We start from the raw sequence: 16,116 nt of genomic DNA, 5'->3' as shown, positions 1-16,116 counted from the left end.
GATTCTCGTCTCTCAGCGGGCGTCGAGCGCGCGGTTGAGCTCCACGACGTTCACGCGCGGGTCGCCGAGGTACCCGAGATCGCGGGGCAGCGTGTGCTCGGCGACGAGCGCGGAGACCTCGGATGACGGGATGCCGCGGGCTTGCGCGATGCGCGCGACCTGGCGTTCGGCGTTCTCGACCGAGATGTCGGGGTCGAGGCCCGAGCCCGAGGCGGTCACCGCGTCGGCGGGGATCGAGCCCGGGCCGTTCAGCGACTCGAACGTGGTCCGACCGTCCTGGATGGACGAGATCAGGTCGCTGTTCTCGGGGCCCAGGTTCGAGCCGGTCGAGGCCGAGGAGTCGTAGCTCGCAGCAGACGGTCGCGACTGGAAGTACTGCGGGAGCGCGTTGCCGTCGGCATCCTGGAACGACTGCCCGATCAGCTGCGAGCCGGTGACGGTCCCGTCGGCGGTCTTGATGAGCGATCCGTTCGCCTGGAACGGCAGGGCGACCTGTCCGACCGCGGTGATCAGCAGCATGTAGGCGACCCCGAGGAGGAGGGTGAAGACGACCATCGCGCGGACGGCGACGGCGGTGGTACGCAGGGTGGTGCGCATGACGGGGCCTTTCAGAAACCGGGGAGCAGGCTCACGACGAGGTCGATGAGCTTGATGCCGATGAAGGGGACGATGACGCCGCCGAGCCCGTAGACGAGCAGGTTGCGGCTGAGGATGCTCGACGCGCTCGCGGCGCGGTATTTCACGCCCCGCAGCGCGAGGGGGATGAGCACGATGATCACGATCGCGTTGAAGATGATCGCGCTCGTGACGGCGGATGCCGGGGAGTGCAGACCCATGATGTTCAGCGCCGCGAGGCCCGGGAACACGCCCATGAACATCGCCGGGATGATCGCGAAGTACTTCGCGATGTCGTTGGCGAGCGAGAACGTGGTCAGCGCTCCGCGGGTGATGAGCAGCTGCTTGCCGATGCGGACGATGTCGATGAGCTTGGTCGGGTCGGAATCGAGGTCGACCATGTTGCCGGCCTCTTTCGCGGCCGAGGTGCCCGTGTTCATCGCGACACCCACGTCGGCCTGCGCCAGGGCGGGAGCGTCGTTCGTGCCGTCGCCGGTCATCGCGACGAGGTTGCCGCCCTCCTGCTCGCGCTGGATGAGGGCGAGCTTGTCCTCGGGCGTCGCCTCGGCGAGGAAGTCGTCGACCCCGGCCTCGGCGGCGATCGCCTTCGCGGTGAGCGGGTTGTCGCCCGTGATCATCACGGTGCGGATCCCCATCGCGCGCAGCTCCTGGAAGCGCTCGCGCAGACCGTCCTTGACGACGTCTTTGAGGTGGACGACGCCGAGCACGCGGCCGCGCCCGTGCGAAACTCCTGACGATTCGGGGGCCAGGGTCGCCACGACCAGGGGAGTTCCGCCGGATTCAGCGATCTCGTTCGTGAATTTCAGGAGTTCGGCACGGGTGGCGTCGGACACCGTCGCGCGCTGGCCGTCGAGCCAGGCCACCACGGCGGAGGCGGCGCCCTTTCGCACCTGCGTGCCGTCGGCCAGGTCGAGCCCGCTCATGCGGGTCTGAGCGGTGAAGGGCACGGGCTCCGCACCCCGGGGCATCTCGGCGACGATCCCCTGGGCCGCCGCGAGCTCGACCACCGAGACGCCCTCGGGAGTCGGGTCGGCCTGCGACGACAGCGAGGCGTACTCGGCGAGCTCGGGGCCCCCGACGCCCTGCACCGGAACGAAGGCCGAGGCGCGGCGGTTCCCGTAGGTGATCGTTCCGGTCTTGTCGAGCAGCAGGGTGGTGACGTCGCCCGCCGCCTCGACCGCGCGGCCCGACATCGCCAGGACGTTGCGCTGCACGAGGCGGTCCATGCCGGCAATGCCGATCGCGCTGAGGAGCGCCCCGATCGTGGTCGGGATGAGGCAGACCAGCAGCGCCACGAGCACGGGGATCGAGACGGGGGATGCCGCGTACGAGGCGATCGGGTTCAGCACCAGAACCACGACGACGAACACGATCGACAGGCTCGCGAGCAGGATGTTCAGCGCGATCTCGTTGGGCGTGCGCTGGCGCGACGCGCCCTCGACGAGCGCGATCATGCGGTCGACGAAGGTCTCGCCGGGCTTCGACGTGATCTTCACCACGATGCGGTCGCTGAGCACGCGCGTGCCGCCGGTGACGGCGCTGCGATCACCGCCCGACTCGCGGACGACCGGGGCCGACTCTCCCGTGATCGCCGACTCGTCGACGGTCGCGATGCCCGAGACGATGTCGCCGTCGCCGGGGATGAGTTCCCCGGTCTCGACCAGCACGATGTCGCCGACGCGGAGGTCGCCCGAGGGGACGTCTTCGGTGGCGGTACCGGATGCCGAGGGGTCGGTGGGGGAGTACGAGACCACGCGGCGGGCCGAGGTCGTCGTGCGGGTCTTGCGCAGGGTCGCGGCCTGCGCCTTGCCGCGGCCCTCGGCCACGGACTCGGCGATGTTCGCGAAGAACACCGTGAGCCACAGCCAGACCGCGATTCCCCAGGTGAAGCCGAAGGGGAGGCCGGTGTCGTCGCCGCCGAGGAACGGCTCGGCGATCGCGATGAGCGTCGTCAGGGCCGCACCGACCCAGACGAGGAACATCACGGGGTTGCGCCACTGGGCGGCGGGGTTGAGCTTCTTGGCCGCGCCCGGGAGGGCGGCGACGACCTGAGCGGCGCTGAACGCGCGGCGCGGGGCGGCCGGCGCCTCGTCGGCAGCGGGGACCGGCGCGTGGGTGAGGGTGGACATCAGCGGGTAAGTCCTTCAGCGAGGGGTCCGAGGGTGAGGACCGGGAAGTAGGTGAGGGCCGTGACGATCACGACGACGCCGGCGAGCAGACCCGCGAACTGCGGGCGGTGCGTCGGCAGGGTTCCGGCGGTGGAGGGCACGGCATCCTGGGCCGCGAGAGAACCCGCCAGGGCCAGCACGAACACGATCGGCAGGAACCGGCCGAGGAGCATCGCCACCCCCAGTGCCGTGTTGAACCACGGGGTGTTGGCCGTGAGACCGGCGAACGCGGAGCCGTTGTTGTTCGCCGCCGAGGTGAAGGCGTAGAGCACTTCGCTCAGGCCGTGCACGCCCGGATTGAGGATCGAGGTGGTCTCGACGTCGTCCCGGATGCCGGGAATCCCGAAGCTCAGCGCGGTTCCGGCGAGCACGAGCGTGGGTGTGACGAGGATGTACAGGCTCGCGAGCTTGATCTCTTTCGGCCCGATCTTCTTGCCCAGGTACTCGGGGGTGCGCCCGATCAGCAGGCCGCCGACGAACACCGCGATCACGGCGAGGATGAGCATGCCGTACAGGCCCGATCCGACACCGCCGGGGGCGATCTCACCGAGCATCATGTTGATCATCGGCATCATGCCGCCGAGCGCCGTGTAGCTGTCGTGCATCGAGTTGACCGCACCGGTCGAGGTCAGCGTGCTGGTCGTGCCGAAGAGCGTCGAACCGAAGATGCCGAAGCGCACCTCTTTGCCCTCCATGGCGCCGCCGGCGAGCATCGGGGCCGTCCCGTTCCCGGCCATCTCGGCCCAGGTGAGAAGAGCCGCGGATGCCACGAAGATCGCGCCCATGACGCCGAGGATCGTGTAGCCCTGGCGGTCGTCGTTCACGATCCGGCCGAAGGCACGGGGGAGCGAGAACGGGATCACCAGCATGAGGAAGATCTCGAAGAGGTTCGTCCAGGGGGTGGGGTTCTCGAACGGGTGGGCGGAGTTCGTGTTGAAGATCCCGCCGCCGTTGGTGCCGAGGAGCTTGATCGCCTCCTGCGAGGCGACCGGTCCGCCGGGGATCGACTGGGCCGCGCCCGCCACCGTCGTGGCATCGGTGAAGCCCGAGAGGTTCTGGATGACGCCACCGGCGAGCAGCACGACCGCCGCGACGATCGAGAACGGCAGCAGAAGGCGGTAGGTGCCGCGCACCAGGTCGACCCAGAAGTTGCCGATCACACCGCTGCGGCGGTAGGCGAACCCGCGCACGAGAGCGACCGCGATGGCGATGCCGACGGCCGCGCTGACGAAGTTCTGCACGGTGAGGGCGGCGAACTGCACGGTGTAGCCGAGCGTGGTCTCTCCGCCGTAGGACTGCCAGTTGGTGTTCGTGACGAAGGAGACGGCCGTGTTGAACGACAACGCCTCGCCCGGGGCGTCGAAGCCGAGAGAGAGCGGCAGCACGGCCTGCAGGCGCATGATCGCGTACACGAAGACGACCCCGACGAACGAGAACAGCAGCACCGAGCGCAGGTAGGCCTGCCAGGTCTGGGCGCTGCGGGGGTCGACGCCGATCAGGCGGTAGGTGCCCCGCTCGACGGCGAGGTCGCGCTGACCGGTGTAGATGCGGGCGATGTAGTCGCCGAGGGGGCGGTAGGCCAGGCCCAGGGCGACGAGAAGAGTGAGGCTGGTCAGGACGATCGACCAGATGGTTCCGCTATCCATGGGTCAGAACTTCTCCGGTCGGACGAGGGCGACCACGAGGTACACGACGGCGGCGACCGCGAGGACCGCGGCGAGGATCGAGAAGAAGATCACGGGCGCTCGCCCCCTCGTCCGGTGGTGCGGGACGTCGAGGGGCGGGCCTCGGGGCCCAGCTTCTCGACCCCCTTCGCGACGAGGGCGATCAGCGCGAAGAGCGCGACGATCGCGGCGAGGAAGACGGCATCGAGCACGACGACTCCAGATTCGGGTGTGTCCGCGGCGGACCGCGGGCGCCGCGGGGCGGCACGTGTGTCGATACAACTCCTCGAGGTCACGGCATCCCGGCGCCCTAACGCTTTCCCTACGGGTCGCCGACGGACACATACGGAGTGCTTACGGGGCGCTCTGCTCGATCGCCGCCGCCGCCGAGACGGCAACTCGCTGACATCCCGCTTGCAGGCTGACGCCGACGTGTCGGCCAGATGCAGTCTCGAGACCATCGGCGTCGGTGCCGACCGCGCATGATGGAGGCATGCTTTCCTCCGACGGATCCGACGTGCGCGTCAGCGCGGGGCTGGTGATCCCGGCGGCGGAGCTGTCGTGGCGGTTCTCGCGTTCCTCGGGCCCGGGCGGTCAGGGAGTGAACACCGCCGACTCGAGGGTCGAGTTGATGTGGGATGCCGCGGCCTCGACCGTTCTGTCGCGGGTGCAGCGTGAGCGGCTCATCGAGCGGCTCGGCGACCGGCTCGTCGGCGGGGTGCTGACGATCGCGGCATCCGAGCATCGGGCGCAGCTGCGCAATCGCGATGCCGCGCGGGCACGGCTCGCCGCTCTGGTGGCCGAGGCCGTGGCGCCTCCCGCCCCGCCGCGCCGCGCGACGAAGCCCACCCGCGGATCGAGGGAGCGCCGCCTCCAGGCCAAGCAGCGCCGTACCGACGTGAAGAGGATGCGCCAGCGTCCGACCGACTGACCCCCCGCCCTCCCTCCCTCCCCGCCCTACGCCCCGCCCCCGCGCCCCCGCGCCCCCGCGCCCGACGTTGAGTGTCCAAAACACCCGGACGCTTTTGAAAACCGTCCGGGTGTTTTGGACACTCAACAGGGGTGGAGGGGGGAGCGAGGCCGCGGGGTAGAGGGGGGAGCGAGGCCGCGGGGAGGGGGGAGTGCGGCGTGGGCGTCAGGTCGGCGCGCCGCCCTCGGCGCGGCGGCGGCGCACCTGCTCCTCGAGGTCGGCCAGGCGCATCTCGCGCTCGAGATCGGCGATCTGCTGTTCGGTGGTGCGGTTCTCGCGCGGGGCCGGAGGGGGAGTGTGCTGAGCGTCCTTCTGCCAACGCCGCGGGTCGCCGAACGACATCGGCGTCGATCGCGCCTCGTACTCCCGGCCGAGGGCGAACCACAGGATCGAACCGATCAGCGGCAGCAGCACGATGAAGAAGATCCACGCGAACTTCGGCAGGTGCTTCACCTGATCCTCGCGACGGGTGATGGCGTCGATCAGGGCGACCACCATGACGGTGAGGGTCAACAGGGCGAGTACCGGCATGGCATCCACCATGGCGAAGACTTCCGGCGGCGTCTACCGTCGTTTCGTGAGCGGGCCGAACTCCGGAGGTTGCGCGCGCGCGGCGTCTGCGGGGTGGTCGATCCCCGCGTCTCGCCCGAGCTCGGCTCGCCGCCGGGCGGTGACGACGCCGAACGCCCCCGCCGGGGGCAGGGGCGTTCGAGAGGGACTCAGGATGCCGAGCCGGGCGGGGTCTTCTTCGGGCGGTGAGCCGTGACCTCGGCCACCGGCTGACCGCCGCGTTGCTGGCCCGGGAGGGGCCGCGAGCGGCGTCCGTAGATGACCTCGGACGAGTCGAGCAGCCACGGCACGAGCGTGATCGAGACGCCGTGCACCAGCATGAGCTGGTGCGCGAGGCGGCGCGAGCGGCGGTTGTGCAGGATCGACTCCCACCAGTGGCCGACGATGAACTGCGGCAGGTACACCGTGACCACGGCCGAGCCGTTGTTCTCGCGGTACTTCTTGATGAAGGTCGACACCGGCGAGGTGTACGTGCGGTACGGGGAGTCGATGATCACCAGGGGGATGGGCATGTCGTGCTCGGCCCACTCCTTCTGCAGCTTGGCCGCGTCTTCGTCGGTGATGGCGACGTGCACCGCGAGCGTCTTCTGGTGGTTGGCGGCCAGGGCGTAGTCGATCGCCTTCATCACGGGCTTCTGCAGCCGGTTCACCAGCACGATCGCCACGTCTCCCGACGAGCCGAAGTGCACGGTCTCGTCCATGCGGATCTCGTGCTCGACGTCGCGGTAGTAGCGGTTCACGCCGATCATCAGCACCGCGAGGATCGGGATCGCGATGAACACCAGCCATGCGCCGTGCGTGAACTTCGTGATCGTGACGATCAGCAGCACCAGCACGGTCATGGCCGCACCGACGGAGTTGATCCACAGGCCCGAGACGGCGGAGCGACGCTCGATCGCGGCGGACTGCTGCTTCGCCGCCTCGGGAGTGAGCTCCTTCAACCCTCGCAGCACGCGACGCCAGTGTTTGACCATGCCGATCTGGCCGAGCGAGAACGAGACGAAGACACCGATGATGTAGAGCTGGATCAGCGTCGTGAGGTTGGCCTGGTAGACGATGAGCACGCCGATGGCGACGATGCCCAGGATGATCATGCCGTTGGAGTAGACCAGGCGGTCACCGCGGGTGTTGAGGGCCTTGGGGGCGTATCCGTCGCGCGCGAGCACCGCGCCGAGCAGCGGGAAGCCGTTGAAGGCGGTGTTGGCGGCGAGCAGCAGCACGCACGCCGTGGCGGCTTGGATGATGAAGAACGGGATGCTGTTCATGCCGAAGGTCGCGGCGGCGACCTGGGCCATGAGGCTCGGTTGCGGGTTGTTCGCACAGTCGAAGCCGATGAGGTGGCAGGGGTTCTCGGCGTAGTGCACGCCCGAGATGAGTGCGAGGATCGTCAGGCCCGCGAACAGCACGATGGCGATGCCGCCCATCAGGGTCAGCGTCGTCTGGGCGTTGCGGATCTTCGGCATGCGGAAGGCGGGCACGCCGTTCGACACGGCCTCGACGCCGGTCAAGGCGGAGCAGCCGCTCGAGAACGCGCGCAGCACCAACAGGATCAGCGCCGCTTGCGTCAACGATTCCGCCTGCACGCCGTAGTCCGCGCTCGACGCGTGCGGCGCGTCTCCGAGCAGTGTGCGCGCGAGGCCCACGACGATCATCACGCCGACCGACCCGATGAACAGGTAGGTCGGGATGGCGAAGACGCTCGACGCCTCGCGCACTCCGCGCAGGTTCACGATCACGATGAGGATGACGAAACCGACGGCGATCTCGACGCGGAACGGATTCAACTCCGGCAGGGCCGAGATGATGTTGTCGACTCCGGATGCCACCGACACGGCGACCGTGAGCACGTAGTCGACCAGGAGCGCCGCGGCCACGATCACGCCCGGCACCTCGCCCAGGTTCTTGCTCGCCACCTCGTAGTCGCCGCCGCCCGAGGGGTAGGCCTTGATGAGCTGCCGGTAGCTCAACACGACCACGACGAGCAGCGTCACCACGGCGACGGCGACCCATGGACTCAGGGTCAGCAGGGCCGTTCCGCCGATGAGCAGGATCATCAGCAGCTCCTGTGGCGCATAGGCCACGGAGGACAGCGCGTCGGAGGCGAAGATCGGCAGCGCCATCTTCTTCGGGAGGAGCTGCTCGTCGAGTTTCTCGGAGGTGAGGGGCTCGCCGATCAGGATGCGTTTCGCGATCGGCGTCTCTTCGCCGTCAACGCGACTTTCGTCAGTCACGGCGCGCGACACTACGCGCACTGGAGGCCATGCGCAATCTGACGCGCACGCTGTTCAATGCATGGTCGCCAGACCGTGACCTAGCGGCGCATTCTCGCAATGCGAGAAACGCTCACTTCGCGGCCCTATTCCCTATGAATTCCGCGACCGCGTCAGCGCCCTCATGATCGTGCGCGGTCACCGTGACGACGGCGTCGCCGGCGAAGACGACGAGTTGCCCGTGGGCACCGTGCAGGCGCCAGGCGTCGCCCGGTCCGTCCCATCCCGCGAGGGCGTAGCGGTGGTACCCGGCGCCGGGGCTGCCGGTGTCGATCCACCCCGAGTGCATGGCATCCACGATCCCCTCCGAGACCACCCGATGGCCGTCGATGACGCCGCGGTCGCGGATGAGCAGACCGAGACGCGCGAGTTCGGCGGTGCGCAGCTCGAGGCCCTCGCCGCCGAGGACGCGACCGTTCGGGCAGCGGCGCCACGACACATCGGTCCACCCCAGCGGGGCGAAGAGCCGTGGGCGCAGGAAGTCCTCGATGTCGCCGGTCCGCTGCGACAACGCGGCCAGCGCCGTGTAGGTGCTGGCGTTCGAGTACTGGAACACCCGGCCGCTCGAGGGGCGGGACAGGAACTCCGCGGCGAGATCGGGCCAGTCGGTCATCATCGTCTCGGACCAGGGCAGATCGATGCCGCTCGACATCGAGAGCAGCTCTCGCAGAGTGACAGGCGTTGCGGCGGGAAGCATCGAGCGAACCGGGTCGTCGAGCGACACGAGCCCCTCGTCGGCGGCGATTCCGGCGGCCAGCACCGCGACGGCCTTCGCGACGGAGTGGATCTCTTCCCGCACATCCGGCGTCCACCGGTGCATCGCGACGTCGTCGCCCACGCGCACGTGCACGCCGTGCGCGGCGAAGCCGGTGTCGTCGATATGAGCGACGAGCGCGTCGCGGAGGTCGGCGGCGCGGGTCATGCGCCCAGGCTACGGGCCCGAGTGATTCTGCCTAGGCTCTCGGGGTGGACAACATCGTGGGCTCGGGCGTACTCGCTGTCGTCGCGGGCGCCGTGGTCGCGATCCTCGCCTTCGTACCGTTCGTCGCGGTCGGCTATCGGCGTCGCGGTCGGCTCACGGTATGGCGCTCGCTCCTGTGGGCGGGGGCGGCCGTGTACTTCTGGGCGATCTGGACGTACACGCTCATCCCCCTGCCCGACTCCGAGGTCTACCGCTGCGCGGGCGTGAACCTGCACCCCTTCGCGTTCGTCGACGAGGTCCGCGCGGCCGTCGCCGCCTCGGGCCGGTACCTGACCGACCCCGTCGTTCTGCAGGTGGCGCTGAACGTGCTGCTGTTCGCCCCGCTCGGCTTCTTCTTACGGGTGCTCGGGGGTCGCGGCATCCTGATCGCGGGTCTCGTCGGCTTCGCGACCTCGGGGATCATCGAGACGACGCAGCTGACGGGCGTCTGGGGTCTGTTCCCCTGCGCCTACCGCGTCTTCGATGTCGACGATCTCATCTCGAACACCAGCGGCGCTCTGATCGGGTCGCTCCTCGCGTTCGTCGTCCCGGCGCAGCACCGGGGTGTGGAGAGAGCTGCGGATGCCGACACCCCGCGCCCCGTGACGCGTCGCCGGCGTCTGCTGGGACTTGTGTGCGACGTCGTGGGCGTGTGGCTCGTCGGCTTCGCCGTCGCCGTGGTGGTGCAGGCCGTGCTCGTGCTGCTCGTCGGTGTGAGGTCGTCGTTCTCGACCGACGACCTCTCGTCCTTCGCGGGGACGATCGCTTCGGCGGGGCTCTGGCTCGGGGTGGCGCTGGTGACCGGTCGTTCGATCGGCGACCTCGCCACGCGCGTGCGCTTCACGAACGGCGTCCTGCCCGCGTGGGTGGCGCGGCCCTTGCGATTCGCGACCGGGGCCGGGTCGTACGCGATCCTCGCCGGGCTGCCGGCACCGTGGTCGCTCCTCGCCGTTCTCCTGGCGCTGACGACCGCGGCGCTCCTGCTCGTGTGGCCCGATGGTCGTGGGCTCACGGGGTGCATCGGGCGCCGCCGCCTGGTCGACGACCGCGCGGGAGTGGTCAGTCCGACGGTGGATCGAGGCTCGCGCGTCTAGGGCGCCGTCAGCCCGCGCGGAACTCCTCGGCCAGCACGCCCATCAGCACCTCGTCATGGAAACGCCCGCCGTGGAACGCCACCGCGCGCCGCACGCCCTCACGGACGAATCCGGCCTTCTCGTAAGCCCGGATGGCACGGTCGTTGAAGGCCCAGACGCGCAGCTCGACCTTGTGCACCCCGAGCTCGTCGAACCCGTACCGCAGCAGGGTGCGAGTGGCATCCGGGCCGTATCCGCGTCCGACCGCGTCGGGGCCGAGGATGATCGCGAACGTCGCGATGCGCGCGGGCAGGGCGGCTCCCCACAGCGTCGCGTGACCGATGAGCCGACCGGTCTCGTCATCGATGCTGAAGCCCGCGCCGCCCGGGGAGTCGTTGCGGCTCCACGCCTGGAACATCTCGCGGACGGATGCCGTGGGGCGCAGGCTCACGCTGTTCTGTTGCAGCACGGCGCTGTCGCTGCGCTGCCACCAGTCGACGAGCGGGTCGAGGTCGGCGTCGGTCAGCGCGCGTAACCGCACGCGCTCGCCGCGCAGGATGTCGGAGCCGTACGCCAGGGCGGAGTCGGTGTCGTGGATCGCGTCATCGGCCATGGCCCGACGTTACCGAAGGGGTCCGACACGGGACCACCAGGCCTCGGCCTTGTGCCCACGGGCGGGGCCGTCGACCGATATCCGGCGCGTCGAATGAACGCCCCGCGGTTGTGCTCGCGCCCCCCGGGATCGTATGCGCGGTCCCGCGGGTGTCTCGACGGCGGAACACTCCTCGTCACCCTCCGCGGGCCCGCCACCTAGGCTGGACCCGGAGGATTCGATGTCGTCGAGAGCAGGGCGCGCGCAGCGGACGGGGCGCGGCATGGCCGCAGCCGCGGTCGCGACGTTCGTGGCGACCCTCTCGCACTCGGCCGTATCGGCCGAGCGACCGCCTCTCGGAAACATCGTGCTGGCCCTGTGCCTGGCCGCTCCCGTGTGCGTCCTGCTCGCGGGGCGTGCGATGTCCTGGGTGCGCCTGTCGCTCGCGGTCGTGCTGAGCCAAGCGCTTTTCCACGCGTTGCTCGTGCTCGACCTCCAGGGCGGATTCGTCCCGGCCGGTCACCACGCCGCGGCATCCGTCCTCAGCGCCACCGGAGCGCACAGCGCGTCGGCACACGCCTCGGAGTCCCCCTGGATGTGGGCTGCGCACGCCGTCGCCGCTCTCGTGACGGTCGTCGCCCTCGGTCGGGGGGAGCGCGCGGTACAGGTCATCGCGCGGTTCTTCGTCGCGGTGCTGTCGGCGCTACGACCCTTCCGGGGGCTTCCCCCGCGGCCGGATGCCGTCGTCTCGGCGCCCGCGCCGGTGCTGCTGACCACGACGATGACGGTGCTGTCGTCGATGAGGCACCGGGGTCCGCCGCTCGCGGCCTGATCCCCACCCCTCATCCTTCGCGCGTGAAAAACGCCGATTCGGCGTGCGCACCTCTCAGAAAGCAGCACCATGTCTCGAAAGACCACTCTCCGCCGTGCCCTCGCCGGCCTCGCCGCCGGTGCGGCCCTGGCGATCGCCGTTCCGCTCGCGGCTTCGGCCCACGTCACCGTGAACCCCAACACGGCCACCCCGGGCAGCTACGCCACGGTCAACTTCCGCGTTCCCACCGAGTCCGAGACGGCCTCCACCGTCAAGCTCGAGGTCACTCTGCCCACCGACACCCCGCTGACCTCGGTGCTCGTCGAGCCCGTCCCGGGGTGGACCGCCACCGTCGAGAAGGGGGCGCTGCCCGCTCCCGTCGAGGTCGACGGCAACACCGTCTCGGACGGCCCGCTCAAGATCGTCTGGCAGGCCGACCCCGGCGTGGGTATCGGACAGGACCAGTTCCAGATCTTCTCGGCGGTGCTCGGGCCCATCCCCGACACCGGGCATCTCGTGCTCCCCGCCGTGCAGACCTACTCCGACGGCTCGGTCGTCGACTGGACGAACACCCCCGAGCAGGTCGCGGCTGACGACACGCTCGAGCCCGCCCCGGTGCTCTACATCAACGACACCCCGCCCGCGAGCGGGCACGGCGGACACAGCGGCCACGGCAGCGCTTCGGCCGCGCCGACGATGGACGACCACTCGATGGAGGCCTCGTCCCAGACCGGCGACTCCTCGGGTCTGTCGCTGGGCCTCAGCATCGCGGCTCTCGTGATCGCGGTCGTCGGCGCCCTGCTCGGCGCCTTCGCGGTGTCGCGTCGCCCGAAGCGCAGCTGAGTATGGTCACCCGGAACGCTCTGCGCCGGGCCCTGGTCGGGGCGGTGGTCGTCGCTGCGGCGATGACCGCCGCCCTCGGCGGGGCGACGGCTGCCTCGGCCCACGACAGTCTCGTCTCGTCGACGCCCGCGGAGGGCGAGAGCGTCTCGTCGCTGTCGGAGGTCACACTCGGTTTCAGCGCCAACCTGCTCGGTTACGACGGCGGCAACATCGTCATCGTGGTCGGCCCCGACGGCAAGCACTACGAGAGCGAGTGCGTGGCTCTCGCCGGCCCCACCCTGACCCTCCCGGTCGCCCTGGGGGCACCCGGCGCGTACACGGTGGAGTGGCGCGCGGTCTCGTCCGACGGACACCCCGTCTCGGGCGAGATCCCGTTCACGTACACCGGCGAGAACACCTCGGCCGGAGCGGATTCCTCGCCGTGCGCGAGCGCCCAGGGCGCGGCTCCCGCCGAGACCCCGGTGGCAGCGCCCTCGACCTCGGGCGGCGTGTCCGGCCTGACGGTGGGCCTGCTGATCGGAGGCGGAGCGATCGTGCTGGTCGGTGTGATCGTCGTCGTGATCCTCAGCCGTCGCCCGCGCGAGGACCAGGAGCCGTCCGACAAGGAGTGATTCCGGATGCCACGACCCGGCGCCTCCGCCCCACCCTCCGTTTCGCGGAGTCCGGGCCGGGCGCGCCGGGTTTCGGCATCCGGAGGCGGGGTGTGGACCGCCGAGTCCGCGGGACGACCGCTGCTCGCGCCGCGCGACGGGCTTACAGGCTCCCGCCGGGCACCGAGAACGTGTCGCAGGCGTTGACGCCGCCCTGGCGGCCTTCGTCGAACCAGCGCGTGCGCTGCTCGCTCGAGCCGTGCGTGAAGCTGTCGGGGTTGGAGATCTGGCCCGCTTCGGTCTGGATGTGGTCATCGCCGACGGCCGAAGCGGCGGACAGGGCGTCGAGGATCTGCTGGTCGGTGGGCGGCTGCAGGTACGGGGTGCCGTTCTCGTCCACCTGCTCGCTCGCCGCGGCAACCCAGGCGCCCGCGTAGCAATCGGCCTGCAGCTCAGTGCGCACGCCGTTGCTGTCGGCGCCCGTGCCGTTGTTCGGGTGCTGCTGCATCACGCCGGTGAGGCTCTGCACGTGGTGGCCGTACTCGTGGGCGAGCACGTAGAGCTGAGCGAGGGGCCCCGCTGTGGTGTCGTACTGCTCTCGCAGGATCGAGAAGAAGGTCGGATCGACGAACACCGTCTCGTCCGGCGGGCAGTAGAACGGACCGGTCGCGTTCGAGGCGGTACCGCACGAGCTCCCCGTCTGTCCGTCGACGATGACCAACTGCGGTTTGCGGTACCCGTCGAGGCGCTCGGCCCAGAACTGGTCGATGTCGAGCGAGGCCGCAGCGAGACGACAGGAGTCGTTTTCGTTTGCATCCTGACCCGTCTCGCAGCTCGCGATCCGCTCGCCGCCGCTGCCGGGGGCCGCAGCGCCCCCGCCCGAGCCGAGCAGGCCCGTCAGGTCGGTGCCGGTGAACATCGAGATGAGCAGCACGACCACCGCGCCGAGGCCCACGGCCCCGCCGCCCACGGCCGCCACGGTTCCGCCCCGGCGCTTGGCCGAGTTGCCGCCCACGCGGGCATTGTCGTTGAACGTCACGGCCGTCAGGCTACGCGCGGGGTCGGCGTGCTTGGAGGGGCTGGACTTCCAGCGAGCGAATCGTCGAGCCGCGTGCCCGAAAGCCCGTGTAAGTCCGTGTAAGTCCGTGTAAGTCCGTTTTGGCCCGTTTCGCTCCATATCATACAGTTCGAAGAGTCATCCGTGAGCGCGCGAGGCGCGGAGCCAGGCGCAGGTCTTGCCCCTCTGGCCGACAGCGATTCCGCGCGAGCGCCATTCCCACGAACCAGAAAGGCCCCATGCGTTACAACCCATCACGGCCCCGTCTCCTTGGCGCAGTAGCAGCCGTGCTGCTGGTGATCGGCGGACCCGCCGCTGCCGCATCGGCTGCCCCCAACTCGTCGCATTGGCCTGACCAGATCTCGATCCCCGACGCCTACGGGATGGCATTCAGTCAGGACGGTTCGACGCTGTACGTCGCGCAGCGCGAGGTTGGTGTGGCCGCGGCGTCGTCGTCGGGCGATGTTTACCAGATCATCAAATCGTCGGACGACTTCATGGCCGTCGCCACCGAGGCGAATGGCGACCTTCTCCTCACCCTCGACAGCGACCCCAACATTTACCGCGTCAACATGACGGAGCTAAACCGAAATCCCGAGGCGGGCAAGGGCCCCATGTGGAAATTGCTGCTGGCCGACGTCGTCTATACCTCCACTTCCAGCTCCTCTCTCAACTCGCTTGCGGCGGCGCCCGACGGCACGATCTATTACTCGACATCTCAGGACAACCAGATCAACGTCCTCCGCGACGGCGTTTCGACGCCCTTGCTCACCTCATCGGCAGGCTCGCCGTTCAACGGCTTCTCGCTGCTCTCCGACGGCGGGTTGGGCGCGCTGGACCGAGAAGGAGTCATCTACGAGGTCTCTGCGGCGCAACTCGCCTCGGGCTCGGTTGAGCCCTCCGCCCTCAAGATCCTCACGACGGGTGTGAGCGACTACGGCTTCGCCGCTTTCGACGGCGACACGTTCTACGACGTCTCAGGCACGAAACGGACCTTCCAGGGCGCCCCTGCCGACGTCCCCGATGCGCCGACCAGACTCACGGCGACGACGGGTGATGGCGAGGTCACGCTGCGCTGGAAGGCCCCCGAGAACGACGGCGGCGCGGACGTGACCGAGTACACGGTCCTCGCTTACAACCGCAGCGATGACGAATTCGAGCGTGTCGCGTCGACGACGACTACCACCGCGAGGGTAACGGGGCTCAAGAACGGAACCCCTACCCAGTTCGTCGTCAGAGCCTCGAACAGAGTCGGTAAGAGCGACTTCTCCCGCAGCCTCACCGCAACCCCGTTCGCGCTGGACGTGGTTTACACGACCGGCGGGGCGACCCTCGCATCGGACGGCACGGTCGAAGCGGGGTACTCCGTGACCGCGACCGGGAGCGCCCTGCCGCCCGGCGCAGCCCTGAGTCTCGTGCTGCACTCCACTCCGGTCACCCTCGCCACCGGGGTGGTCGGCAGCGGCGGCACGTTCACGCTCACCGGCACCGTCCCCTCGGACACGGTCGCGGGAGCACACACTCTCATCCTGACGGTCGCGCCCGCGGGAGATGACGCCCGCTCGGTGGAACAGCCCATCACCGTCATCAACGCGACCCAGACTCCCTCGCAAACGGTGAACCCGTCCCAGGGCACGTCGTCGGCAACACCGGGTACGCCACCCTCCGCTGTCAGCCCGGCGAGTGCCGCGGGGCGCCTCGCGGCCACGGGAACGGATGACCCGGAGCCCGCGCTTGCCGCCGCTGCGTTCCTTGTCGCCCTGGGCATCGCGTTCTCCGTCCTCGGCCGCGTGCGCGAGCGCCGCGCCTGAGGGTCGGCGACAGAAAAAACGCCCACCGCGAGACGGCACCCCCCGGGGGGTGCCGTCTCGTCGTCTCTCACCTACCTTCGGAGCGGGCCGGCGAAGCCGG

16 protein-coding genes are annotated in these 16,116 nt (G+C 69.6%); 6 read left to right on the top strand and 10 right to left on the bottom strand.

Features of this window, described 5'->3' with window-relative positions:
• Nucleotides 1–12 precede the first annotated feature (12 nt).
• From kdpC to MTE01_RS17025, 5 genes are read right to left on the bottom strand one after another with little or no spacing between them, the layout of a single operon-like run.
• Nucleotides 13–597, bottom strand: a complete 585-nt coding sequence (gene kdpC, locus MTE01_RS08720; RefSeq protein ID WP_103211046.1) for a potassium-transporting ATPase subunit KdpC — start codon at nucleotides 595–597, stop codon at nucleotides 13–15.
• 11 nt (nucleotides 598–608) lie between these two features.
• A complete protein-coding gene (kdpB, locus tag MTE01_RS08715; RefSeq protein ID WP_141376906.1) occupies nucleotides 609–2,765 on the bottom strand; it encodes a potassium-transporting ATPase subunit KdpB in 2,157 nt (718 codons plus the stop codon).
• Nucleotides 2,765–4,450, bottom strand: a complete 1,686-nt coding sequence (kdpA, locus tag MTE01_RS08710) for a potassium-transporting ATPase subunit KdpA (RefSeq protein ID WP_141376904.1) — start codon at nucleotides 4,448–4,450, stop codon at nucleotides 2,765–2,767. Before kdpA ends, kdpB begins: the two co-directional genes overlap by 1 nt.
• Nucleotides 4,451–4,453: 3 nt before the next feature.
• Nucleotides 4,454–4,543, bottom strand: a complete 90-nt coding sequence (gene kdpF / locus MTE01_RS08705; RefSeq protein ID WP_074696280.1) for a K(+)-transporting ATPase subunit F — start codon at nucleotides 4,541–4,543, stop codon at nucleotides 4,454–4,456.
• Nucleotides 4,540–4,680 carry a hypothetical protein gene (locus MTE01_RS17025; protein ID WP_170210662.1) on the bottom strand — a complete coding sequence of 47 codons (141 nt, stop codon included), beginning with the start codon at nucleotides 4,678–4,680 and terminating at the stop codon, nucleotides 4,540–4,542. The genes kdpF and MTE01_RS17025 overlap by 4 nt, the downstream gene beginning before the upstream one ends.
• Before the next feature lie 281 nt (nucleotides 4,681–4,961).
• Here MTE01_RS17025 and arfB point away from each other — a divergent pair, with 281 nt between their 5' ends.
• Nucleotides 4,962–5,399 (top strand): alternative ribosome rescue aminoacyl-tRNA hydrolase ArfB, encoded by a 438-nt coding sequence (gene arfB, locus MTE01_RS08700; protein WP_141376903.1) that lies wholly within the window; start codon nucleotides 4,962–4,964, stop codon nucleotides 5,397–5,399.
• A gap of 204 nt (nucleotides 5,400–5,603) precedes the next feature.
• Here the strand turns inward: arfB and MTE01_RS08695 are convergent, their stop codons facing one another.
• The 3 genes from MTE01_RS08695 to MTE01_RS08685 all read right to left on the bottom strand — a co-directional run bounded on the left by MTE01_RS08695 (nucleotide 5,604) and on the right by MTE01_RS08685 (nucleotide 9,200).
• Nucleotides 5,604–5,969, bottom strand: coding sequence for a PLD nuclease N-terminal domain-containing protein (locus tag MTE01_RS08695; protein ID WP_116238924.1), 366 nt, complete (start codon nucleotides 5,967–5,969; stop codon nucleotides 5,604–5,606).
• A 188-nt stretch (nucleotides 5,970–6,157) separates the two neighbouring features.
• Nucleotides 6,158–8,251 (bottom strand): APC family permease, encoded by a 2,094-nt coding sequence (locus MTE01_RS08690; RefSeq protein WP_141376901.1) that lies wholly within the window; start codon nucleotides 8,249–8,251, stop codon nucleotides 6,158–6,160.
• 100 nt (nucleotides 8,252–8,351) lie between these two features.
• The gene (locus MTE01_RS08685; protein WP_141376900.1) at nucleotides 8,352–9,200 is read right to left on the bottom strand and encodes a serine hydrolase domain-containing protein; all 849 of its coding nucleotides are present in this window, start codon (nucleotides 9,198–9,200) and stop codon (nucleotides 8,352–8,354) included.
• A gap of 44 nt (nucleotides 9,201–9,244) precedes the next feature.
• Here MTE01_RS08685 and MTE01_RS08680 point away from each other — a divergent pair, with 44 nt between their 5' ends.
• On the top strand, nucleotides 9,245–10,333 hold the full coding sequence (locus tag MTE01_RS08680) for a VanZ family protein (protein WP_246078143.1): 1,089 nt from the start codon (nucleotides 9,245–9,247) through the stop codon (nucleotides 10,331–10,333).
• A gap of 7 nt (nucleotides 10,334–10,340) precedes the next feature.
• Here the strand turns inward: MTE01_RS08680 and MTE01_RS08675 are convergent, their stop codons facing one another.
• Entirely contained in the window at nucleotides 10,341–10,925 is a 585-nt protein-coding gene (locus MTE01_RS08675) for a GNAT family N-acetyltransferase (protein ID WP_103207055.1), read from the bottom strand.
• Between the two features lie 262 nt (nucleotides 10,926–11,187).
• Here MTE01_RS08675 and MTE01_RS08670 point away from each other — a divergent pair, with 262 nt between their 5' ends.
• The 3 genes from MTE01_RS08670 to MTE01_RS08660 all read left to right on the top strand — a co-directional run bounded on the left by MTE01_RS08670 (nucleotide 11,188) and on the right by MTE01_RS08660 (nucleotide 13,169).
• A complete protein-coding gene (locus MTE01_RS08670) occupies nucleotides 11,188–11,736 on the top strand; it encodes a hypothetical protein (RefSeq protein ID WP_103207054.1) in 549 nt (182 codons plus the stop codon).
• 69 nt (nucleotides 11,737–11,805) lie between these two features.
• Entirely contained in the window at nucleotides 11,806–12,558 is a 753-nt protein-coding gene (locus tag MTE01_RS08665) for a YcnI family copper-binding membrane protein (protein ID WP_141376898.1), read from the top strand.
• Between the two features lie 2 nt (nucleotides 12,559–12,560).
• Nucleotides 12,561–13,169: a copper resistance CopC family protein gene (locus tag MTE01_RS08660; RefSeq protein WP_141376895.1), complete on the top strand. Its 609-nt coding sequence runs from the start codon at nucleotides 12,561–12,563 to the stop codon at nucleotides 13,167–13,169.
• 142 nt (nucleotides 13,170–13,311) lie between these two features.
• On the opposite strand, the gene ypfJ is transcribed toward MTE01_RS08660, so the two are convergent.
• Nucleotides 13,312–14,187, bottom strand: a complete 876-nt coding sequence (gene ypfJ, locus MTE01_RS08655) for a KPN_02809 family neutral zinc metallopeptidase (RefSeq protein WP_141376892.1) — start codon at nucleotides 14,185–14,187, stop codon at nucleotides 13,312–13,314.
• Nucleotides 14,188–14,492: 305 nt separating this feature from the next.
• Here ypfJ and MTE01_RS08650 point away from each other — a divergent pair, with 305 nt between their 5' ends.
• Nucleotides 14,493–16,016 carry a fibronectin type III domain-containing protein gene (locus MTE01_RS08650; RefSeq protein WP_170210661.1) on the top strand — a complete coding sequence of 508 codons (1,524 nt, stop codon included), beginning with the start codon at nucleotides 14,493–14,495 and terminating at the stop codon, nucleotides 16,014–16,016.
• Nucleotides 16,017–16,116 lie beyond the last annotated feature (100 nt).

This window comes from Microbacterium testaceum, from assembly GCF_006539145.1.
Taxonomy (GTDB): Bacteria; Actinomycetota; Actinomycetes; order Actinomycetales; family Microbacteriaceae; genus Microbacterium; species Microbacterium testaceum.
This window is presented reverse-complemented; position numbering and strand designations above follow the sequence as displayed.

Coding starts and splice junctions, on each gene's coding strand:
- kdpC (WP_103211046.1), bottom strand. CDS start 597: ATGCGCACCACCCTGCGTACCACCGCCGTCGCCGTCCGCGCGATGGTC.
- kdpB (WP_141376906.1), bottom strand. CDS start 2,765: ATGTCCACCCTCACCCACGCGCCGGTCCCCGCTGCCGACGAGGCGCCG.
- kdpA (WP_141376904.1), bottom strand. CDS start 4,450: ATGGATAGCGGAACCATCTGGTCGATCGTCCTGACCAGCCTCACTCTT.
- arfB (WP_141376903.1), top strand. CDS start 4,962: ATGCTTTCCTCCGACGGATCCGACGTGCGCGTCAGCGCGGGGCTGGTG.
- MTE01_RS08695 (WP_116238924.1), bottom strand. CDS start 5,969: ATGCCGGTACTCGCCCTGTTGACCCTCACCGTCATGGTGGTCGCCCTG.
- MTE01_RS08685 (WP_141376900.1), bottom strand. CDS start 9,200: ATGACCCGCGCCGCCGACCTCCGCGACGCGCTCGTCGCTCATATCGAC.
- MTE01_RS08675 (WP_103207055.1), bottom strand. CDS start 10,925: ATGGCCGATGACGCGATCCACGACACCGACTCCGCCCTGGCGTACGGC.
- MTE01_RS08670 (WP_103207054.1), top strand. CDS start 11,188: ATGGCCGCAGCCGCGGTCGCGACGTTCGTGGCGACCCTCTCGCACTCG.
- MTE01_RS08665 (WP_141376898.1), top strand. CDS start 11,806: ATGTCTCGAAAGACCACTCTCCGCCGTGCCCTCGCCGGCCTCGCCGCC.
- MTE01_RS08660 (WP_141376895.1), top strand. CDS start 12,561: ATGGTCACCCGGAACGCTCTGCGCCGGGCCCTGGTCGGGGCGGTGGTC.